This window comes from Pseudoalteromonas sp. SIMBA_162 (genome assembly GCF_046535955.1).
In the GTDB taxonomy this organism is placed as follows: Bacteria; Pseudomonadota; Gammaproteobacteria; order Enterobacterales; family Alteromonadaceae; genus Pseudoalteromonas; species Pseudoalteromonas marina.
Genome location: NZ_JAWJBQ010000004.1, coordinates 45,723 through 64,947, shown reverse-complemented (window position 1 = coordinate 64,947; position 19,225 = coordinate 45,723). Strand labels below are relative to the sequence as shown.

At 41.4% G+C, this 19,225-nt stretch carries 19 protein-coding genes; 6 read left to right on the top strand and 13 right to left on the bottom strand.

Annotated elements, in window-relative coordinates; translation table 11 throughout:
* Positions 1-10: 10 nt before the first annotated feature.
* Positions 11-691 carry a hypothetical protein gene (locus tag R0J88_RS04225; RefSeq protein WP_410899188.1) on the bottom strand — a complete coding sequence of 227 codons (681 nt, stop codon included), beginning with the start codon at positions 689-691 and terminating at the stop codon, positions 11-13.
* Between the two features lie 107 nt (positions 692-798).
* On the opposite strand from R0J88_RS04225, the gene R0J88_RS04220 reads away from it, so the two are divergent.
* From R0J88_RS04220 to R0J88_RS04210, 3 genes are all read left to right on the top strand, one after another.
* Positions 799-1,674, top strand: coding sequence for a LysR substrate-binding domain-containing protein (locus R0J88_RS04220; RefSeq protein ID WP_410899187.1), 876 nt, complete (start codon positions 799-801; stop codon positions 1,672-1,674).
* Positions 1,675-2,135: 461 nt separating this feature from the next.
* Positions 2,136-2,759, top strand: a complete 624-nt coding sequence (locus R0J88_RS04215; RefSeq protein WP_410899186.1) for a fused MFS/spermidine synthase — start codon at positions 2,136-2,138, stop codon at positions 2,757-2,759.
* On the top strand, positions 2,752-3,636 hold the full coding sequence (locus tag R0J88_RS04210) for a spermidine synthase (RefSeq protein ID WP_006793275.1): 885 nt from the start codon (positions 2,752-2,754) through the stop codon (positions 3,634-3,636). Before R0J88_RS04215 ends, R0J88_RS04210 begins: the two co-directional genes overlap by 8 nt.
* 53 nt (positions 3,637-3,689) lie before the next feature.
* Here R0J88_RS04210 and arfB read toward each other — a convergent pair whose 3' ends face one another.
* A complete protein-coding gene (arfB, locus tag R0J88_RS04205; RefSeq protein ID WP_006793276.1) occupies positions 3,690-4,103 on the bottom strand; it encodes an alternative ribosome rescue aminoacyl-tRNA hydrolase ArfB in 414 nt (137 codons plus the stop codon).
* A 211-nt stretch (positions 4,104-4,314) separates the two neighbouring features.
* Here arfB and R0J88_RS04200 point away from each other — a divergent pair, with 211 nt between their 5' ends.
* Positions 4,315-4,884 carry a hypothetical protein gene (locus R0J88_RS04200; RefSeq protein ID WP_006793277.1) on the top strand — a complete coding sequence of 190 codons (570 nt, stop codon included), beginning with the start codon at positions 4,315-4,317 and terminating at the stop codon, positions 4,882-4,884.
* Positions 4,885-4,946: 62 nt separating this feature from the next.
* Here the strand turns inward: R0J88_RS04200 and R0J88_RS04195 are convergent, their stop codons facing one another.
* Genes R0J88_RS04195 through R0J88_RS04175 form a run of 5 tightly spaced genes read right to left on the bottom strand, consistent with a single transcriptional unit; the run spans position 4,947 to position 9,545 of the window.
* On the bottom strand, positions 4,947-5,693 hold the full coding sequence (locus R0J88_RS04195; RefSeq protein ID WP_170865589.1) for an SDR family oxidoreductase: 747 nt from the start codon (positions 5,691-5,693) through the stop codon (positions 4,947-4,949).
* A gap of 10 nt (positions 5,694-5,703) precedes the next feature.
* The gene (locus R0J88_RS04190; protein WP_410899185.1) at positions 5,704-6,408 is read right to left on the bottom strand and encodes a histidine phosphatase family protein; all 705 of its coding nucleotides are present in this window, start codon (positions 6,406-6,408) and stop codon (positions 5,704-5,706) included.
* Positions 6,408-7,481 (bottom strand): phosphotransferase family protein, encoded by a 1,074-nt coding sequence (locus R0J88_RS04185; RefSeq protein WP_039037317.1) that lies wholly within the window; start codon positions 7,479-7,481, stop codon positions 6,408-6,410. Before R0J88_RS04185 ends, R0J88_RS04190 begins: the two co-directional genes overlap by 1 nt.
* Before the next feature lie 12 nt (positions 7,482-7,493).
* Entirely contained in the window at positions 7,494-8,315 is an 822-nt protein-coding gene (locus tag R0J88_RS04180; RefSeq protein ID WP_410899184.1) for an SDR family oxidoreductase, read from the bottom strand.
* Between the two features lie 9 nt (positions 8,316-8,324).
* Positions 8,325-9,545, bottom strand: coding sequence for an acyl-CoA dehydrogenase family protein (locus R0J88_RS04175; protein WP_410899183.1), 1,221 nt, complete (start codon positions 9,543-9,545; stop codon positions 8,325-8,327).
* Positions 9,546-9,660: 115 nt separating this feature from the next.
* On the opposite strand from R0J88_RS04175, the gene R0J88_RS04170 reads away from it, so the two are divergent.
* Complete coding sequence (locus R0J88_RS04170) at positions 9,661-10,569, top strand: LysR family transcriptional regulator (protein WP_410899182.1); 909 nt, start codon at positions 9,661-9,663, stop codon at positions 10,567-10,569.
* 58 nt (positions 10,570-10,627) lie between these two features.
* On the opposite strand, the gene R0J88_RS04165 is transcribed toward R0J88_RS04170, so the two are convergent.
* From R0J88_RS04165 to R0J88_RS04155, 3 genes are all read right to left on the bottom strand, one after another.
* The gene (locus R0J88_RS04165) at positions 10,628-11,500 is read right to left on the bottom strand and encodes a bile acid:sodium symporter family protein (RefSeq protein ID WP_010556125.1); all 873 of its coding nucleotides are present in this window, start codon (positions 11,498-11,500) and stop codon (positions 10,628-10,630) included.
* Position 11,501: 1 nt separating this feature from the next.
* Entirely contained in the window at positions 11,502-13,493 is a 1,992-nt protein-coding gene (locus R0J88_RS04160) for an AMP-binding protein (protein WP_410899181.1), read from the bottom strand.
* Between the two features lie 126 nt (positions 13,494-13,619).
* Positions 13,620-14,426, bottom strand: a complete 807-nt coding sequence (locus R0J88_RS04155) for a class II aldolase/adducin family protein (protein WP_410899180.1) — start codon at positions 14,424-14,426, stop codon at positions 13,620-13,622.
* Positions 14,427-14,516: 90 nt separating this feature from the next.
* On the opposite strand from R0J88_RS04155, the gene R0J88_RS04150 reads away from it, so the two are divergent.
* Positions 14,517-15,446: a LysR family transcriptional regulator gene (locus tag R0J88_RS04150; RefSeq protein ID WP_058429330.1), complete on the top strand. Its 930-nt coding sequence runs from the start codon at positions 14,517-14,519 to the stop codon at positions 15,444-15,446.
* On the opposite strand, the gene R0J88_RS04145 is transcribed toward R0J88_RS04150, so the two are convergent.
* From R0J88_RS04145 to R0J88_RS04135, 3 genes are all read right to left on the bottom strand, one after another.
* Complete coding sequence (locus R0J88_RS04145) at positions 15,430-17,814, bottom strand: TonB-dependent receptor (protein ID WP_410899179.1); 2,385 nt, start codon at positions 17,812-17,814, stop codon at positions 15,430-15,432. The two genes, R0J88_RS04150 and R0J88_RS04145, sit on opposite strands and share 17 nt — an antisense overlap.
* 264 nt (positions 17,815-18,078) lie before the next feature.
* A complete protein-coding gene (locus tag R0J88_RS04140) occupies positions 18,079-18,666 on the bottom strand; it encodes a uracil-DNA glycosylase family protein (protein WP_410899178.1) in 588 nt (195 codons plus the stop codon).
* A 149-nt stretch (positions 18,667-18,815) separates the two neighbouring features.
* Positions 18,816-19,172, bottom strand: a complete 357-nt coding sequence (locus R0J88_RS04135) for a VOC family protein (RefSeq protein ID WP_410899177.1) — start codon at positions 19,170-19,172, stop codon at positions 18,816-18,818.
* Positions 19,173-19,225: the final 53 nt, after the last annotated feature.

Sequence of the window (19,225 nt, the reverse complement as noted above, 5' to 3'; positions counted from 1 at the left end):
GCTAGAATTTTTAATTAACCGATAAATCTTTTGTTTCTAAATAGCTTGGTACGCTTTTAAAACAGGCCTTTAGCTTACTTGCAAGCATTGTGGTTACTGCTGCATCACACATTAACTCCCCATTATATTCACCTTTAGTAAGTGGCACTAAGCTTAACGAGTCATAGCTTGGTTTACTTTGTATTTTATGAATTACCACCCCTCGCTCTGCAGATAGCTTTATTAAATCAAACTCTGCTTTTGTGGTTTTTTTTACAGCGAGTTTTTTAATGTATAGCGGGTTTTTAAAAGTCAGCTTTGTCGAAAACAGAGCTGTGCCTCCACGCTCAAAATGGCCATTAAACACAGTGGTATTTAATGTGGGTGTCATCTTATTTATTAATAAATTCAAATCAAATTTAGTGGGTAAAATGGTGATCTGAGATTGCTTTTTTTGTGACTCGCTCAGTGCCTTTTTAATTATTTTAAGGTGGGTGTCATCTGTAGTTACTTCGTACACTATTTGGTAGTTGTGTGGGCGGGCGTATAAAGGCATGTGGCTGGCAAGTATTTTATCGCCGGCTAATATAAGCACCATGCCATGAAACCCCACATAGCTGTGGGCTTTATGTGTGTTGTGTGCACTGTGCTGAGGGTCGCTCGCAAGTGCTGCGCTCGAGAATAAAATAAAAAATAGCAGTATGTGTTTCATGTTAATGCTCAAAAATAAATATAGCGCCACTATAAGCTGATTTTTATATATAAATAATCGATAATAAGTTGTTAGTTGTTTCCTTTTAATCAATACGGTTTGGTGCTATGCATTTAGATGACATTGAAAAAGTAATTCATATGGCGAGTTCGCAAAACCTGCACACAACCGCTAAGCATTTTAATATTACTCCTGGGGCGCTGTCTAAAACGCTAAAAAAGGTTGAGGCAAACTTAGCCACTGAGCTGTTTAATCGTGTGGGCAAAACCTTAGTACTTAATGATAAAGGCAAAGAGTTTGTTAAGCACAGTAGTGATTTAGTTCATAATTACCAGCAGCTTATTAGCCGTTTTAAAAGCAATAATCATAAATTTAATGCAGTTATTGCTGGCCCTGCCATTTTACTTAAAAGTGGCTTAAAAAAGTTACTTACTCCCCTTAGCAACCAGGCTTGCTCGGTACGTATTAATAATGTGTTTGAAGGTGAAGCCATAAGCCAAGTTGCATCAGGCGCTGCACATATTGCGCTAGTTACTCGCGAGGCATTAAATAATAGCTCACACGCTAATTTAGTTACGGTTGATTTATTTAATACAGGGTTTAGTTTGGCTGGAGCCGCTGATCATCAGCTAGTACAAACTGGTTCTTTAACGCTTAATAAAAACCAATTACTGCACGCAGCTTTTGCATGCCCGCTGTTTTCGCCATTGTGCGGCCTTGAGCAAGGAATAGGCTCCGACGGCTGGCAAGACGATATTGCACCGCGCAATATTGTATTTAGATGTAGCGATTACAGTGCATTGATAGAGGTAGTACAAAATGGCTTGGCGTTGGCGTATTTACCAAATTTTGTGATTGATGATTTAGGGTTTACAAAATTAACTGTAAAGGGGGTTAACAGTCATTACAATGAAGACATTGTGTTAATTTATAAACCATCGAAGGCCGATGGGTGGCTTAATAAACTCATGTATTCGTTATAAAAAGCGCTTTAGCCACTACACTAAAGCGCTTTAGGATGAAAACTACATTACAAAATAGCAAGGTGGTTAAAAATACTAATCCGCAACAATACTTAATCGCTTTGCGGGGCTAAAGGTGGAAATACCTGCGTAAAAAAACTCTCATTTACGACTGCACAGATGCAGAAGGTAGATCAAAGCAGGAGCAATTGCCGAGAGCAACTAAATAACAAATATTTTGGCTGGCTATCAACGCGTTTTTCCACACTCAAGTAGCACACTTAATCAAGCGAAATGGTACAAGTACAATTAACCGACAATACAACAAAGCAAATTATGTTATATTATAACAAAAATAATAGCACAATAAATTAATAAGCAATACTTTTTTTATTCCTACAAACGGCTAATTATTACACTAGCGACTCTGGTGGCATCACGTTAGTATGGTGCTCTACTTATAGTTACATAACGATAAAAACATGACTTCAAAAACAAACGCTTTGATTTACTTTTTAGCCTTTTGCAGTGGCTTTTGCATTATGGGGATTGAGCTTTTAGGAGGGCGCATTTTAGCGCCTTACTTTGGCAGTAGTGTACATATTTGGGGCAGTATTATTACTGTGTTTATGCTTAGCTTGTCGTTTGGTTACTTACTTGGCGGTAAGCTAAGTACAAAAAATGCGTCGTTGACTAAATACGGATTAATATTTTTAGTTGCGAGCATTATGGTTGTGCCTATTACGTTGTTTGCTGAGCCCATAATGGCATTTATTTTTACCCATATTGAAGATAGCCGTTATGGCTCGTTACTCGCTTCTACTGCGTTGTTTTTTATTCCAACCATTATACTAGGCATGATTTCACCGTACTCAGTAAGGTTGCTGGTTACCGACAGCGAAAGAAGCGGCCAAGTTGCAGGTATTTTGTATTTTGTAAGCACGCTTGGCAGTGCCCTTGGCACTATTATTACCTCTTTTTACTTTGTACTCGCGTTTGATGTAAACACCATTATTAGTGCCTTTGCTACTACGTTGGGTGTGTTAGGTGTTGTTGCAATTGCTGTAAACAGTGTTGCTAATAATAAGGAGCTTGCGCATGCTTAAATATGTATTTTTAGCACTTAGTGTGTTTTCAGGCGCTGCTTTAGCTAATGTTATTCACGAAGAGCGCTCTTTATACCGAAATATTATTGTTGATGAAACTCGCGATTTACGCTGCTTAAAATTTAACACTAAAAGTAGCCAAACAAGTCAAAGTTGCATGTACAAAAACGACCCCGATAAGCTCGTTTTCAACTACACAAAGCTTACTTTTGCGAGTTTATTAGTAACCGAAAACCCTAAAAATGTATTAATTATTGGGCTTGGGGGAGGCACATTGTCGAATGTTATTCATGAGTTATACCCTGCGGCTAAAATACACAATGTAGAAATAGACCCCGCTGTATTGAGTGTGGCTCGCGACTACTTTAGCTTTATTGAAAACGATAAAGTGACATCTAGTGTTCAAGATGGCCGTATTTTTATTAAACGCGCGGCTATTAAAAAGAAAAAGTACGATTGGATCATTCTTGATGCGTTTAACGGTGACTACATTCCTGAGCACCTGTTAACCAAAGAGTTTTTTGAAGAGGTTAAAGGTGTGTTGGCTGATGGCGGCGTAGTTGCTGCGAATACATTTTCGAGTAGTAAACTATACGAGCACGAGTCGGCAACTTACCATAGCGTGTTTGGCGATTTTATTAACGTAAGCCGCGCTAATCGAAGCAACCGTATTATTTTAGCGGGTTTTAAAGCTATGCCAACTAAGGCTCAACTTAACGAACGTGTTAAAGCGCTTGGGCCCAAGCTTAAAAAATATGATGTAGATATAAACGCCATAAGCAATTACATGCAGTACACAAAAGATGAGCAAGATTGGCCTAAAAACACCAAAATTCTAACCGACCAATACTCTCCTGCTAACCTACTTAACTTTTAATATGTAATGCGCCTTGCACTAATATAGTTAGGCGCATCCATTTAGGTTTATTGCTAAAACTTAATATTACCGCGCAATGCTTTTGTTTGGCCGTGTTTAGTTTTTTTATCCATGCGTTTACGCTGCGAATTACGGCTTGGTTTAGTTGCACGGCGGGCTTTATTGACCTTGGTAGCGCTTAATATGAGATCTTTTAAGCGTTTTAACGCGTCTTCGCGGTTAAGCTCTTGGGTACGGTGGCTTTGTGCTTTAATGATGAGAACGCCCTCTTTAGTGATCCTCGAATCGTTTAAAGCAAGTAAACGTTCTTTATAAAAGTCTGGTAATTTAGAGCGATTAATATCAAAACGTAAATGAATGGCGCTGGCGACTTTGTTAACGTTTTGGCCACCGGCACCTTGAGAACGAATAGCGGTGAGCTCTAATTCCCACTCATCAATAGTGACTGTATTTGAAATTGTTAACATTGCGTTCAGTTTCCGTTGCTAAAAATGCATTGTACCATTTGTACATTGACTTAGGGTGAATAAGCTAAATAGGCGGTTAATGCAAAGTTGAGTAAACATTTACGCCAATAAATAAATTTAGATTGGCATAGGCAATTATTTAGTTTTTAATTGCGCATCCCTTATACGGGCCTAATATAATAATCGATTTTCGATAATAGGAAGTACCTGCATGAAAAAATTACTTGTATCACTGAGCTTGTTAGCAATGAGCTTTTCTGGTTTTGCTAAAGATATCACCGAAGGTGATTTACAAAGCTACATGAAAGCCTTACCTGCTGTAACAAGCTGGGCGAGCTCTCAAGACGCGTTAAAAAACGTAGACTTAGGCAGCATGCTAGGTGCAACCGCAGATCAAACTACAGCAGAGCAAGGCGCGCTTGCAAATACAGCCCTCAATATGATTAAAGAGCAATCACTGTATAAAAGCTTTGCGAGCGTAACAACTCGCTATGGCTTTACGCCTGAGCAGTTAATTACCGTGGGTTCTGAAGTGTCTATGGCATACATAGAAAACCTTAAATCGGGTTTGTCTGATGAAAATAAAGAAACAGCAAACAAATTAATGGGTGGTTTTCAAAGCATGAAAAGCGCTAAAGATAAAGGCGCTACATCGTTAATGGGTTCGTTAGGTAATGCGTCAAGCGCTGCTGATACAACCGAGTCACTTGTTAGCGAAAGTAATTTAGCATTAGTAAGTGAATACATGCCACAGCTTAAAAAGTTGTTTGCACTTTTATAAGTATTAAACAATTAAAAAAGGTGGCATTTGCCACCTTTTTTAATACCTAAAATTTATAACACTCACGACATTTTACGAATTGTACTCAGCGGTGCTATGCGTAAAATCCAATGCAGGAATGCCCACGGCCAGCTTGGTACAAAGCTGTTGGCTTTTTCTTTATTTATTGCTTTTACCAGTGCTTTGCAGCCAGTTTCGGTATCAACAATAAACGGCACTGTTTTCACTTTTTCGTTTATTTCGCTTCTTATAAAACCTGGATGTACACAGCTTACTTTTATAGGCGTGTGCATTACATCTATGCGTATGCCCTCACTTAATGAGGTAATAGCCGCTTTAGTGGCGGCGTAAACGGTCATGGCGCGCCTAAAACCACGTACAGCACTAATAGATGAAATAGTCACTAAATGACCATGGTTTTGCGCTCTAAAAATTTCCATTGCGGCTTCAGCTTGCGCCAGTGCGGCCACAAAGTTAGTTTGTGCGGTTTGTTTATTGGCATTAAAGTAACCCGTACCAATAGAGGCTCCTTTGCCCATACCAGCATTTATGATCACTCTATCAAGGCCGTTAAGTTCTTCTTTAAAGGCATTAAATACGCTAAATACTTGTTCGTGGTCGTTAACATCAAGCACTTTTATGCTAATGGTTATATTTGGGTTTATTTGTTCAAGCTCACTTTTTAGCTGCTCTAACAGCTCAAAGCGCCGAGCACATAAAGCTAGATTACAACCTTGTTTTGCAAACTCTTTTGCCATGCCTTTGCCTAAGCCTGAACTTGCACCTGTTATTAGTATGTTTTTGCGCATAATTAGATCCTTAGGTGTATGTAATTAATTTTTGTTGTGGGTGGCACTCTAAAAAGTGATGTTCGTTTAAACTACTAATGCTTAACTGACGGTTTGCCCCTTTGCCGCGCGCCACTACTTTGGTTACGCCTGCGTTTACTAAGCTCCAATTAATATCAATAAAGCGCTCGAGCTTTAGCCCCATTAAATGGCTGGTTATAATGCTAATAGGCCCGCCAGAGGTGTAAATAAGTACTTTTTTACCGTGGTTTTCATTGGCTATTTGTTCAAGTGCGCCCAGTACACGCGCAGTAAATGCATTAAAGCTTTCGTTATACTGAGTGCTGTCGGGATTGAGTACCCATTGCTGTATGGCGCTAATAAATACCGTTTTAAAGTATTCCATAGGCTCGGCTTGCTTGCTAAGTACCGCCCGAACTTGGCTTGGGGTGGCAAGCTGTGGGTTATAAACGGCTAAAATATGTTCGTGATCGTACTCGTTTAATCGCGCATCGTTTATTACCACAGGCGTATTATTAGCACTTGCTAAACTAAGCTCTGCGGTTTGATTATGGCGCAGCATACTGCCTGCAAATACAGCATCGGGCGTGAGCTGCTTTTGTGCTAAATATTCACCCAGTAGTGTGGCTTGTTGTTGCCCTTTTGTTGAGAGCGTATCGTAATTATCAGCCGAAAAACTGGCCTGCCCGTGGCGTACTAAATATAAAATACACATTAGACTTTACCTTGGGTGTTAATGGCTTTTTTACAGCGCCATAAAAGGTAATGTACAAACACCCAAAAGTGTTTAAAGGCGGGGTTTTTAGTTTGCCCATGGTGATAGCGGTAATAAATTTGCTGCACAATGCCGGCAAGTCTAAATAGTCCGTACACTTCGTAAAAGGTAAAGTCATCTACGGTTATATTCATTTTTTTACAGTAGTAGGCCACCACTTCTTTGCGCGTTAGCATACCCTCTAAGTGAGTGGGTTGACGGCGCGTGGCTTGGGCTAAAAAGTCATCTCCTGGCTCTACCCAGTAAGCCAGTGTATTACCCAAATCCATAAGTGGGTCGCCAAGGGTGGCAAGTTCCCAATCTAAAATACCCAGTACGTTGGTGTAGTCGTTTGCATCAAGCACAACGTTATCAAACCTAAAGTCGTTATGTGTTATGCAAATGCGCTCGTTACTTGGCATGTTGTTTTCAAGCCATTTAATTACTTTTTTGCCGCTGGGTACATTCCACGTTTTGGCTTTAGTGAAGCGCTCGCTCCAGCCGCTAATTTGGCGCTGGGTGTAGCCTTCACCTTTGCCTAAATGACTTAAATTGGCCTGTTTGTAATCTACTTTGTGTAACTCTACTAGGCAGTCGAGTACGTTTTCGCACAGCTTTTTGGTGCGCTCGGGCGTGGGGGTTAATCCGCGTGGTAAATTTTTACGCGGAATTATCCCCGTAAGCTTTTCCATAACGTAAAAGTCGGTGCCGAGTATGTTTTCATCGTCGCAAAACGCCTCCATATTTGGCACATAGCCGTAAACTGGTTTTAGTGCCTGCTGAAGTTTAAACTCGCGGCCCATATCGTGTGCGCCTTTGGCTTTGGTGCCTTTGGGCGCACGGCGTAAAATAAGCGATTGCTCTGGGTACTCTAGGCAGTAGGTCCAGTTTGATGCCCCCCCTGCGTATTGAGTAACACTTGGCTCGCCAGTTAATTGTGTAATGTGTTGCTTAAGCCAGGCATCTACTTTTTGTGTGTCGAGCTCTTCGCCTTGGCGTACGTTTTTGGCTTGATCTAATAATTGTGTGTTCATTGCTAGCCTTTATTATTTTGATTTTAAACGTTGCATAGAGCGTGTTTTTTTCAGCATGCTTTTAATGTACCACTCAACGGGTAGTAGTTTTTTCATTAAAAAGGCCTGTTTACCTAATTTATGGGTCAAAATTAAAAATGGGCGTTTAAGTGACTGCGTATAAATAATATCGGCAACTTGTTGTGCGTTTATGGGGGAGCGCTCAAAGGCACGATTAAGCATGGTTTTCATGGCCGGCTCGCTAGTGCGCATTGATTCATCAAGATTGGTTTTAAAAAAGCTTGGGCACACTACGCTTACATCTATATTATCGTGGGCGAGTTCAAGTTTTAAGGTTTCGCTAAAGCCAATAACCGCCGCTTTTACGGCGTTATAACTGCTCATAAACGGAATAGGGGTAAGCCCTGCTTGTGAGGCTATATTAATAAAGTAGCCACTGCCTTGTTGCTTAAATACGGGATAAAACGTTTGGCACACCCGCACCATAGAGAGCAAATTAATATCCATAATCCACTGCCATTGCTCAAGCGATTCGCCCTCAAGCGAGCCGCCCGTTGCTACACCTGCATTATTAACAACAATATCTACGCCTTGCCACTTAGTTTGGATAATATCGTAAAGCCCCTTTACATCTGCTTGCTTGGTTACATCGCAGGCGTAAAAAAAAGCATCAGCTTTTAGTGCTTGCAGCTCACTAATGGTTATGGCTGCACGCTCGGCGTTTATATCGGCAATACAAATTTGTAAGTTAGCGCCCAAATTACTTGCGTAACTCAGGGCTAGAGCTTTACCCAGTCCTGTGGCTCCACCTGTTATTATTAGTCGTGTTTTCATGGTGTTGCCTTAGCGGTATTTGTTAAGTTCGAGGCGCGAAACCATGCCCATATGTACTTCGTCTGGGCCATCTGCAAGGCGTAAAATACGGCCCATTGCATTAAACGAGGCAATAGGAAAGTCGCTCGACACCCCTGCGCCACCAAACACTTGTATTGCCATATCTGAGACCATTTGCAGCATATTAGGCACGACTACTTTTATGCTCGATATTTCGGTCATGGCGTGTTTAACGCCTTGAGTGTCTATTTTCCATGCCGCGTGTAGGGTTAATAAACGGGCTTGATCTATTGCCATACGCGCTTGCGCTACACGTTCTAAATTACCGCCTAATTTAAGTAAGGGTTTACCAAAAGCGCTGCGCGATAGCCCGCGTTTAATCATGAGCTCTAAACAGCGCTCTGCTGCGCCAATTGCGCGCATACAATGATGAATTCGCCCAGGCCCTAAGCGCCCTTGTGCAATGGCAAAGCCTTTGCCTAACCCTAAAATAAGGTTTTGTTTTGGTACGCGTACGTTATTAAATTTCATTTCACCGTGGCCGTAGGGGGCATCAAAATCGCCACAGGCACTTAGCATACGCTTAATGTTTACACCGGGTGTGTTTAGCGGCACAAGTACCATTGAATGCTGGCTGTGTTTATCGTTTTCGGGGTTGGAAAGCCCCATAAAAATAGCCACCTGTGCATTAGGATGACCAAGGCCGGTGGTCCACCATTTTTTGCCATTTAAAATAAGCTCGTCGCCATCAACATCTATGGTTGCTTGCATGTTTGTCGCATCTGATGAAGCGACATCGGGCTCGGTCATAGCAAATACTGAGCGAATATCGCCATTTAATAATGGGGTTAACCACTGCTGTTTTTGCTCATCGTTTGCAAAATGATAAAGCACTTCCATATTGCCGGTATCGGGGGCGTTACAATTAAATATTTCTGAGGCAAATAAGCATTTACCCATTTGCTCTGCAATAGGGGCGTATTCTAAGCAGGTTAAACCTTGTGCTAAATTGGCATCGGGTAAAAATAAGTTCCACAGGCCAGCGGCTTTTGCTTTCGCTTTTAATGGCTCAATGTGCTCACTTAGTTGCCAAGTGGTCCAATCGTTTGAATTATTTTTAGCATGGTTATGCGCAACTACTGCTTGCTCAATAGGCAATACGTGTTCATCCATAAAGGCAGTTACACGCTTTAGGTAGTCTTGGCTTTTTTGGCTTGGCTCAAAGTTCATTAGGGTTGCCTGTTTATTTTTTAGTTAACCCAGCATAAAACATTCGCCCCAATGAATTAAATGAAATATATTACCAGTTAAGTGTGAATTACATTCATAGTATGAGCGGGTAATAATGATAGAAGCTAAAAATATTCAACAGTTAGATTTAAATTTACTTAAAATATTTGAATGCCTATACCGTGAAAAAAACATGAGCGAAACCGCAAAGGTGCTGTACATAACGCCCTCAGCAGTTAGCCATGCTATAAAACGTTTGCGCAGTGTATTAAACGATCCGTTATTTGAGCGCCAAGGGCAATTAATGCTACCCACCCCTGCGTGCCAACGTATGGCACCCGAGCTAATAGATTTACTCGAAAAATTACGCCAAGTGCTACAAGCCTGCGGTGACTTTAATTTAGTGACCACAGCGCAAACCTTTAAAATAGCCCTGCACGATGCAATAGAGCCTATTGTTTTGCCTAAATTGCAACTTGCACTGGCAAAACATGCTCCCAATGCAAGCTTAGCGAGCGTAAAATTAAGCCGTGAAGATATGCATAAGCAATTAGCTAATCATCAAATAGATATGGCAATTGATGTAGCACGGCCAATAAAAGCGCCCATTAGCCACGCTGTTCTCTCAAGCGATCACTTTTGTGTACTCATGAAAAAAAACCACCCGCTTAAAAACCAACTCAATATAGACAATTATTTAGCGGCTAAGCATGTGGCGGTATCTAACCGGGCAACCGGTACTGTTATTGAAGATATTGCGTTATTGCAATTGAGTTTTAATAGGCAGGTGGCTATACGTTGTCAAAATTATTTTGCCGCGAAAGAGGTAATAAAAGACGCGCCATTTTTACTTACTTTACCTTCAATGGTTGCAAGCCAATTGCTTGACGACACACTAATAACAAGGCCTGTGCCCACCACTATGCCTGCTATTTATCAGCATTTATATTGGCATCAAAGTACTGATAAAGACGACGCGTTAGTATGGTTACGCGGGCAAGTGCAGCATATTTTTAAACGTTAATAGCTATAAAAAAAAGCGCCAAATTTAGTGAACTAAATTTGGCGCTTCGCGTTGTTTTTTAAGCGTTTACAAGGCGTTTGTTTTTAAATTTAAGCCCAGCAATTAATAACAGTGGCCCAATAAACATGGCAAGGCCATATACACCACCAGTTACCGCATACTCAGGCTTATTTAAAAAGCTTATAGCAATTAAAATAGCCAGCGATGCGTTTTGAATCCCTACTTCAATGCCGAGTGTTAACGAATCAGTTAAAGATAGTTTTGAAAGCTTTGCTATTAGCAAGCCAATGATCATTGAACCAATATTAAGTGCTATACACGCCCAAAATACATCGTTAAATGAGCTTGCCAGTAAGGCGCGTTCTTTTATTACTAGCGCGGCTATCATGGCGAGCATAAAAAATAACGAAAAGCGCCTAAAAAACGGCTCGCTTTTAATCGCAAATTCGCTTTTAAAATGGCGCAGGCTTATGCCTATGGCTACAGGCACTAAGGTGATTACAAATAGCCCAAGTGATGTAGTTAATATTGAAAAGCTGGCATCGTCTTGCGGCGCAAATTGGTGCATGGCAAAGCCAATAATAAACGGTGTGGTAATAATGCTAATAGCAGTTGAGGCAGCGGTTAAGCTTACCGAAAGCGCTAAATTAGCTTTTGCTAGCTGGCTCACTACGTTTGACATAGTACCGCCAGGGCACGCGGCTAAAATCATTAACCCTATTGCAATTGGTGTGGGTAAATTAAGTAAATAGCATAAACCTAAAGCCAATAGCGGCATGGCGATAATTTGGCCTACCAAGCCCATAGCAATTGCTATGGGCTTTTTAAAAAGTCTTGTAAAGTCAGTAGTTGTAAGGCCTAAACCCATACCAAACATAATGAGCGCTAAGGCTAGGGGTAATATTATTTCTGTTAAAAAAGATGCATTCAAATTAGGCGACCTCGTTAGTTATTGTTTTTATAGCGAGTACTTCATAGTTAAATGAAAACGGGGTTAACAGCGCCTTTATTTGAGGCTGTAACTCGTTTATTTCGTTTTCATTTACAAAAATATTTGCTTTTATGCCTAACTTTTTATCAGCAAATACGTTTATTTGCACGGCTTTGTTTTTTAAATGCGCGTTAATTGCCTCTGTAATGGTTTGTTTTATTTCTAGGCAAACCAGTTCGGGCTTATAAATTTTACCTACAGCAGTAAGCGGTATTTCGTCAACTATATAAATAGCTTTTGGTATTGCTGCTCGCTCAGGTATGTTGGCGCTAACATATGTGGTGAGATCATCAAGCTTAAGCGTGCTCTGTGGGCTTAGCATGGCGTAAAGTACCGGCACTTCGCCTGCGTAGCTGTCTGGGCGTGGCACGGCGGCAGCAAGTGTTACATCGGGGTGGCTGGTTGCGGCATCTTCAATCATTTTGGGGTCTATATTGTGCCCGCCGCGTATTATTAGCTCTTTTTGCCTACCGCATAACGATACATACCCGCTCTCATCTATTTTTCCTAAATCCCCGGTTCTAAAATATTGTTGGCCGTTTTCATCAACTACCCATGCGCCTTGGTTATGCGCATCTTCTACATACCCCGGGAATACGTTATTACCGGTTATTATTATTTCGCCAACATCGAGTGTATCGCACATTTTAACAAGCGTGCCTTGCTCGTTTATATCGGCAATTTTAAGCGTAATCCCCGGTATTGGTAGCCCTACAGAAGCCTCTTTATTAATTGGATTTACAGGCATTAACGTACTTACCGAGCTGCCCTCAGTTGAGCCATAACCCTCTACCAGTGGGGTATTGGTGAGTTTAGTAAACAGGGCTTGTAAATCTGATGAAAGCGGCGCGGCCCCACAAATGGCAAACTTCATTTTAAGCGGTGGTACAGTAATTTTTTGCGAAGTAATTTGCTCAACCATAGCAGCGTAAACCGTAGGTACGGCGGTCATAACGGCTACATCGTAATTATTAATTAGGGTGAGCAAGTTTTGAATGATGTTTTTACCCCTAAAACCAGATGGGCTTGCGAGTAAAATTTTACAGCCTTTCATAACCGAGGCTATGCCCGTGGCTACCGCCGCATTTACATGAAATATAGGTAAGCCTACTAACATGGTGTCGCCTGCGTTTACTGGCGAAAGTAAATTAACCTGCCCTGCATTGGTGAGCTGGTTTAAGTGCAAGTGCTTTGCAAGTTTTGGTAGACCGGTGGTACCACCCGTATGAAAATACGCGCACACATCGCTTTGCTCAGGCAAAGTAAAATTAGCTGCTTGCGTATTTTGCGCTGCCACTAACTTTTTAAACCCATACACGGGTACTTTATTATTTTGCGAGCACGCTATGTCGTCACCAAATAAGCTAATAACTGCTTTCAGGCCGGGTATATGCTCTTTAATTGCCATTACTTTTTGCCAAATATCGCTACCAGGCACTGGGCCTAGGGCAATAATTACTTTGGTATTGGCTGAGATCATAATTTCTTTCATTATGGACTCATCAAGCAAGGGGTTTATGGGGTTTGCAATGCCTGCGGCCTCTGCTGCCCAAAGCGAGACATAGGTTTCTGGAAAGTTAGGTAACACCAGCGAGGTTACCTCGGTTTTAGTAATACCCAACGAGTGCAATGCATTGCCAAGGCCTGTTACGTTTTTTGCGAGCGCTTTGTAACTCATTTTACGGTGCGGATTAGCAAAGCTTTTGCCTTTAAAGGTCATTAAAATGCGGTGAATAAGTTTTTTTGCAAACGGAATTTGCGCTTCGCTAATACAGTCGCCATCTAAAATGTATTCAATAGCGGTTGCATCACCAAAGTTTTGGGCCGATTGTAAAATGGCATGATAAGTAGAGCGAGGAAGTTGCGCTGGTGATATTTCAGCAAGGTTTAAATTGCCAATATCGGCGTGGTTTTTAATTGTTGTTATAGTCATAAAACTCTCAACGTATTTTTATAATGTGTGTTTGCGTGTGAGTGCATGGTGTTTAACGCGGCTTTGGGTGTGTGGGCCATTACCGCGTAAAATTTAGTCCATCAAAAACTAAGTTATTGCCATTTTTTAATCTAAAAAACTGTTATCTTGTGCAGCAACGACCTGATACATGGGCTGAAAGTTCCCCCATGTAACCAGCTCTGAGCCATTGGCTTGTTTTGTATGTAGTGCTACCTCGTGCGAGATAAGCTTAGGCTCGCCTGCGGCTTGTGCTAATAACTGGCTTTGGCAGCAGCTATCTAGCAATACAAAGTTGGCAACTGCGGCATCAACCGACGAACCAGCGGTAAGTAAACCATGGTTTTGCAAAATAACAGCGCAGTGATCAGCCAGCGATTTAGCTATCATGTCGCCCTCTTCGCTGTCGGCTACTACGCCGCTAAATACATCAAATACACTGTGGTTTTCGTAAAATACGCAGGCATCTTGCGAAATTGGTTTAAGTAACTCACCTAGTGCTGAAAACGCACGGCCATAACGTGTATGCGCATGGGCTACTGCGTTTACGTCGGGGCGCGCCATATGTATACGTGAATGTATAGCAAACGCCGCATTATTAATCGGTGTGCTGCCTTCAATAATATTACCTTTATGATCAACCCGAATAAGATCTGACGCTTTAATATGCGCAAAGTGCATACCTACGGGGTTTACCCAAAATGTATCGAGCTCTATGCAGTCGCGAAGTGTTATGTGTCCCGCAAGCCCTTCATCAAAACCGTACATAGCAAATACTCTAAAGCCCGCGGCTAGGCGCTGTTTTTCGTAGGTGCGTTGCTCGTTTAGGGTGTTAAATTTAGGCGGCATAATAAGTTTAAATTTATCGCTGCCTATGGTCATTTTTGCGGCTTGCTGCTCTAGTGTATTGCTCATAATAATCCTAAATTAAAGTTTATTGACTTTAGTTTAGTCTCGCTTAAGATAAATAGAAGTGATGTTAATTAATGGTTAAACATAAATGCTATGCATGGAAAGATAGATTTAAACCTGTTTGTAATACTCAAAACGGTCTACCAAGAGGGGAGCATTACCAGTGCTGCAGATAAGCTGCATTTAACGCAACCAGCAGTTAGCCATGCGCTTTCGCGCCTAAGAGATAAGTTTGACGACCCCTTATTTATTCGCCATGGTCGGCGTATGGTGCCCTCGCCTTTTTGCCAAAAAATAATAGCCCAAGTGATTGAGTCGGTGCAGGCATTAGAGGCAACCATGAACAACGAGCGGCTTTTTGATATAGCCGCCTTTAAGCGGGAAATTAAATTTGGCTTTAGAGATATTTTAGAATCGATATTTTTTCCGCCACTAATGAGCGACCTACTTACAAACACCCCTAATATTACAATTAACAGCCGACAGGTTTCGCATGTTGATATGGAAAAATCACTCGAAAACCAAGAGCTAGATATAGTCATTGATGTGCTTACCCCAACGAGCAACCATATAAAAAATACCTTTATTTGTAATGAGCATTTTTCGCTAATTTGTAGGCACGATCACCCAATATTAAATGACTTAACCGTACAAAATTACGCAAAGGCATCGCACGCGTTGGTGTCGTTAAAAGGTGCGCAGGTAGATATTATTGATATGGCGCTGGCAAAGCATGCACTTGCCCGTAATGTAGTGCTTAAATGTGAACATTATTTTGCGGCGACTAAAGTGATTAGCCAAAGCGACATGATAATGACAATGCCAAACGCGTACGCGCAGGTATTAAAAGAGCAAATGCCTGTGCATGTAACTAGCTTGCCGTTTGATGTGCCGTTAATGCCCGTGCACATGTATTGGCACGAACAAGCCGATGACGATTTAGTAAATAGTTGGATGCGAGAAAAGCTGCTAGGTTTAGCCCAGCAACTTATCCCTGCTGACAAACTTAAAAGCGATAATTAAATTGTGCGTGATAACTGCGCCCACGCTCTGATAAAAAACGGTGTGCGTAGCTAATTACTGGCACATCATTGGCCTGCGAAAAAGTTTGCTTATCGGTTAGATTTTTAGCTAATAACGACACCGACCAATCTCCTTCACTGCTGCCTAGTTCTATGCGTAAATTTAGCTTTTCAAAAGCACTTTGCTTGGCTATTGGGTCAAGATCTTGCTCTAGAAAGTAATCGTCACTAAAGTTAAGTGCTAAATTGCTACTTAAAGTAAGATTTGAAAATACCTCGGTATTGTAATCAATTGCTATATTGCCTGAATAATCGGGAGCAAACGCGCCCGTTTGCCCGGTTAAATCTTGAAACGCTTGTCCAAGTAGCTCGCTTTGCATAACTGTTGGCGAGGCACTGGCGTATTGCTCGTATTCAAAATCAAGCACAGCAAGGTTTGCCGATAGCTGCCAACTTTGATTTATTGCCCAGCGCGAATCGAGCTCAATCCCTTTTACTTTGGTTTCGGCAGCATTTTTAACTACAAATGCATTACCATTAAATTCAGATACTTGTAGGTCATCGTACAGAGTGTAAAACAGTGTGGCGTTTACTTGTAGAGTATTTTTAATTGGCTCGGCTTTAATGCCAAATTCAAAATTTGTGGCTTTTTCGTCGTCAAACTCAAAGCCTGAGTTTTCATCAACCGTATTACCTTGCGAGCCATTTAAGCCAGAGCCATCAAAACCACCGGCTTTGTAGCCTATGCCGGCGCTTGCAAATAACATGGTGTTGTTAAACCCTAAATATTGCACACTAATATTGGGTGATAAGTGTGATTCATCACGCTTAGCGTTAAGGTTATGTACCCCCGCGCCCGAAAGCTGCCCTGCAATAATGGGCGCAGCGGCATTGGCAAATTGTTGTACGGCTTGCGGTGTGTTTGGCTCAAATACGCTATACACATTTTGTACGCTGCTTACTTCTTTTTCTTCTTTTTGATAACGCAGGCCAAAATTAGCACGCCATTGCTCGTTTACATTCCACGTAAGGGCGGTAAATGCTGAGTAGCTTTGTTGGTCTTGATCAAACAGGGCATTTACGCCCAATGATGTACCCACTAAATCAGGAATAAGTAACGATGCGCCAAATAAAATATCGTTTGGGTGTTCCAGTTCGCTGCTCATGTAAAAAATGCCCGCTACGTATTCAAGCGTGCGCCCTGTTGGCGAGCTTACTCTAAACTCTTGCGTAAACTGGTTATAGTTTTCTAAGTAGTCTTGTTTTATAAGCGGGATTTCTGAAAAGTCGGCGTCAAAGGTTGAATCCCAATCGTACTCGCTATACGTGGTTACAGAGGTAAATTCGTATTCGCCATGGTTATAGGTTAATTTAAGTGATGCGTTATCAAGCGTTGTTTTACTTTGCTCATTAAGCCCGCCTGGGTGGCCATCGCCCGATACCGAACTTGTGTAATCAAGGCCCGAGTTGTCGCTTAGTAAAAGTGAGCGATAGCCCACGTTACCCGGATTTGTTGGATCGCTTGCTATTTGTAAGTCGCGGTTGGGAGTATCAATAATGTATTGGTAGCGTGAACCGTGCGACTCAAACTCACCGTGTTCCCATTTAAATAATGCATTTATATCATCGTTTATTTGCCAATCTATTGATAAACGCGCACCTGATGAGTCGTTAGATTGCTCGTCGCTTTGGCGCGCTTGGTTATATAAAAAGCCATCAACAGAGTGGTCAAATGCGGCAATACGAATGGCTAAATCATCGTTAATAGGAATATTTATAACCCCGGTAAAACGCTTTTCGTTGTCTGATCCAAACTCTGCCGATACATTGCCCTCAAACACATCGGTTGGCGAATTTGAGATCATACTAAAGGCACCTGCCGTGGCGTTTTTACCAAACATAACCGACTGCGGGCCTTTTATAAGTTCAAGGCGCTGCATATCTAAAAATGGAAATTTAGCCTGATGCCCGCGCCCTAAATACACGCCATCTTTATACATAGCAACCGATTGCTCAAAGCCAGAGTTAGTACCAGAGCCAATACCGCGTACAAAAATACGTTTGCTGCTTGAGGTTTCGGTTATATGCACGTTAGGTAGGTTTTCGCTTAGGGCGAGTAAATCGTCAACACTGTTTTGCTCGAGGTAGTCACCCGAAAGCGCTTGAATAGAGGTAGGAATATCTTGCAGTGATTGCACCCGCTTTTGCGAAGTGACGGTAATGGTTTCAAGCTCGCTGTTATTTACTTTTTGCTCGCCAGCTTGTGCCATACCCACGCTTAATGCGCTTAGGGTAAATAAAGTTAGTGCTTTTTGTTTTAAAAAAGCAGGCTTTAAACGTGTGTGTGACTGTGTGTGTTCAGTTGTCATAGCTGCAACTCCATTATAGAGGTTATTGTTATTGGATAATTTTGCGTCTATTTCATACTGACGAGTCTTAAAATAAATAACAGTGATGTTTATTTATTAAACACTATTAGTAATATTTATAGTTGCTCTCGTTTAGCAGGTAATTAAAAAAGTAATTAAATTAAAATTTATAGAGTTTAAAACCACTAATGATTCTTTATTTACTTAAAGCAATTCTGTAAAGCCCCTTTACAAGCATATAACCGTTTGATTTATAAATGTTCACTATGGCTCTTTATTTAATATTGTAGTCACACGAACGCCAAGCTCTGGTAGTACTGTTTGCTCAAACCATGGGTTCTTTTTAAGCCAAATATTATTGCGTGGGCTTGGGTGTGGTAGCACCAAATGCTCCGGCCAATACTCACGCCACGATTTTACTAACTCGGTTAAGGGCCTGTTTTTAGTATGTGGTAAATGATAAGCCTGCGCGTATTTACCAAGCACTATTGTTAGCTCTAAATTTGGCAGAGCGGCCATTAATTGCGCTCTCCAAGCAGGTGCACATTCTTTACGCGGAGGTAAGTCGCCCGACTTACCTTTACCAGGGTAGCAAAAGCCCATAGGTAAAATAGCTATTTTTTGCTGATCATAAAACTCATCAACACTTAGTCCAAGCCACTCTCGTAGGCGGTTTCCGCTGGCATCGTTAAAGGGCTTGCCAGTTTCGTGTACTTTTATGCCCGGTGCTTGGCCGGCAATTAAAATACGCGCATTGGTATTAAATTGTATAACGGGGCGAGCACCTAACGGTAAATGAGGTTCACAGATCACGCATTTACTAACTTGCTCAATTAAATTGATGGGATCCATATAAATCTGGCCTTAAATGCTTAAATTTTGTTCTAAATGGCCATTTAGACCTAATGAGTTGGTAAAAAATCGGTTTATTTTACTCAAATTAGTTATTAGTTAGTAAAATCGTGATCTCATCTAAAATAACAAGTAATCATTTGATATATTTATTGTTTTTCTGACCATACGGCAAATTCGTTACCACTCGGCTCGGTAAAATGAAAGCGGCAACCACCGGGGAACTCAAAAATAGGTTTTACTATTTTGCCGCCATATTGCGCTATTTTTTTATAGGTTGCGTGAATGTCGTTACTGTAAAACACCAGCAGTGCGGCCCCATGCTGAGTAAGCGATTTAAGCGGTGCTTTAAAAAAGCCACCATCAAGTCCTTGGCCGCTAAACGCCGTATACTCTGGGCCGTAGTCGGTAAATTGCCAGTTAAACACGTTAGTAAAAAAGCTTTTTGTGGCTGTTAAATCGCACGCGGGAAACTCTACATAATTTAGTTTTTCGTGGTTGCTCATTTTAAATTTACTCTTTGGCTTGCCAGTATTGACCACTGTAAACCTTCGTTATT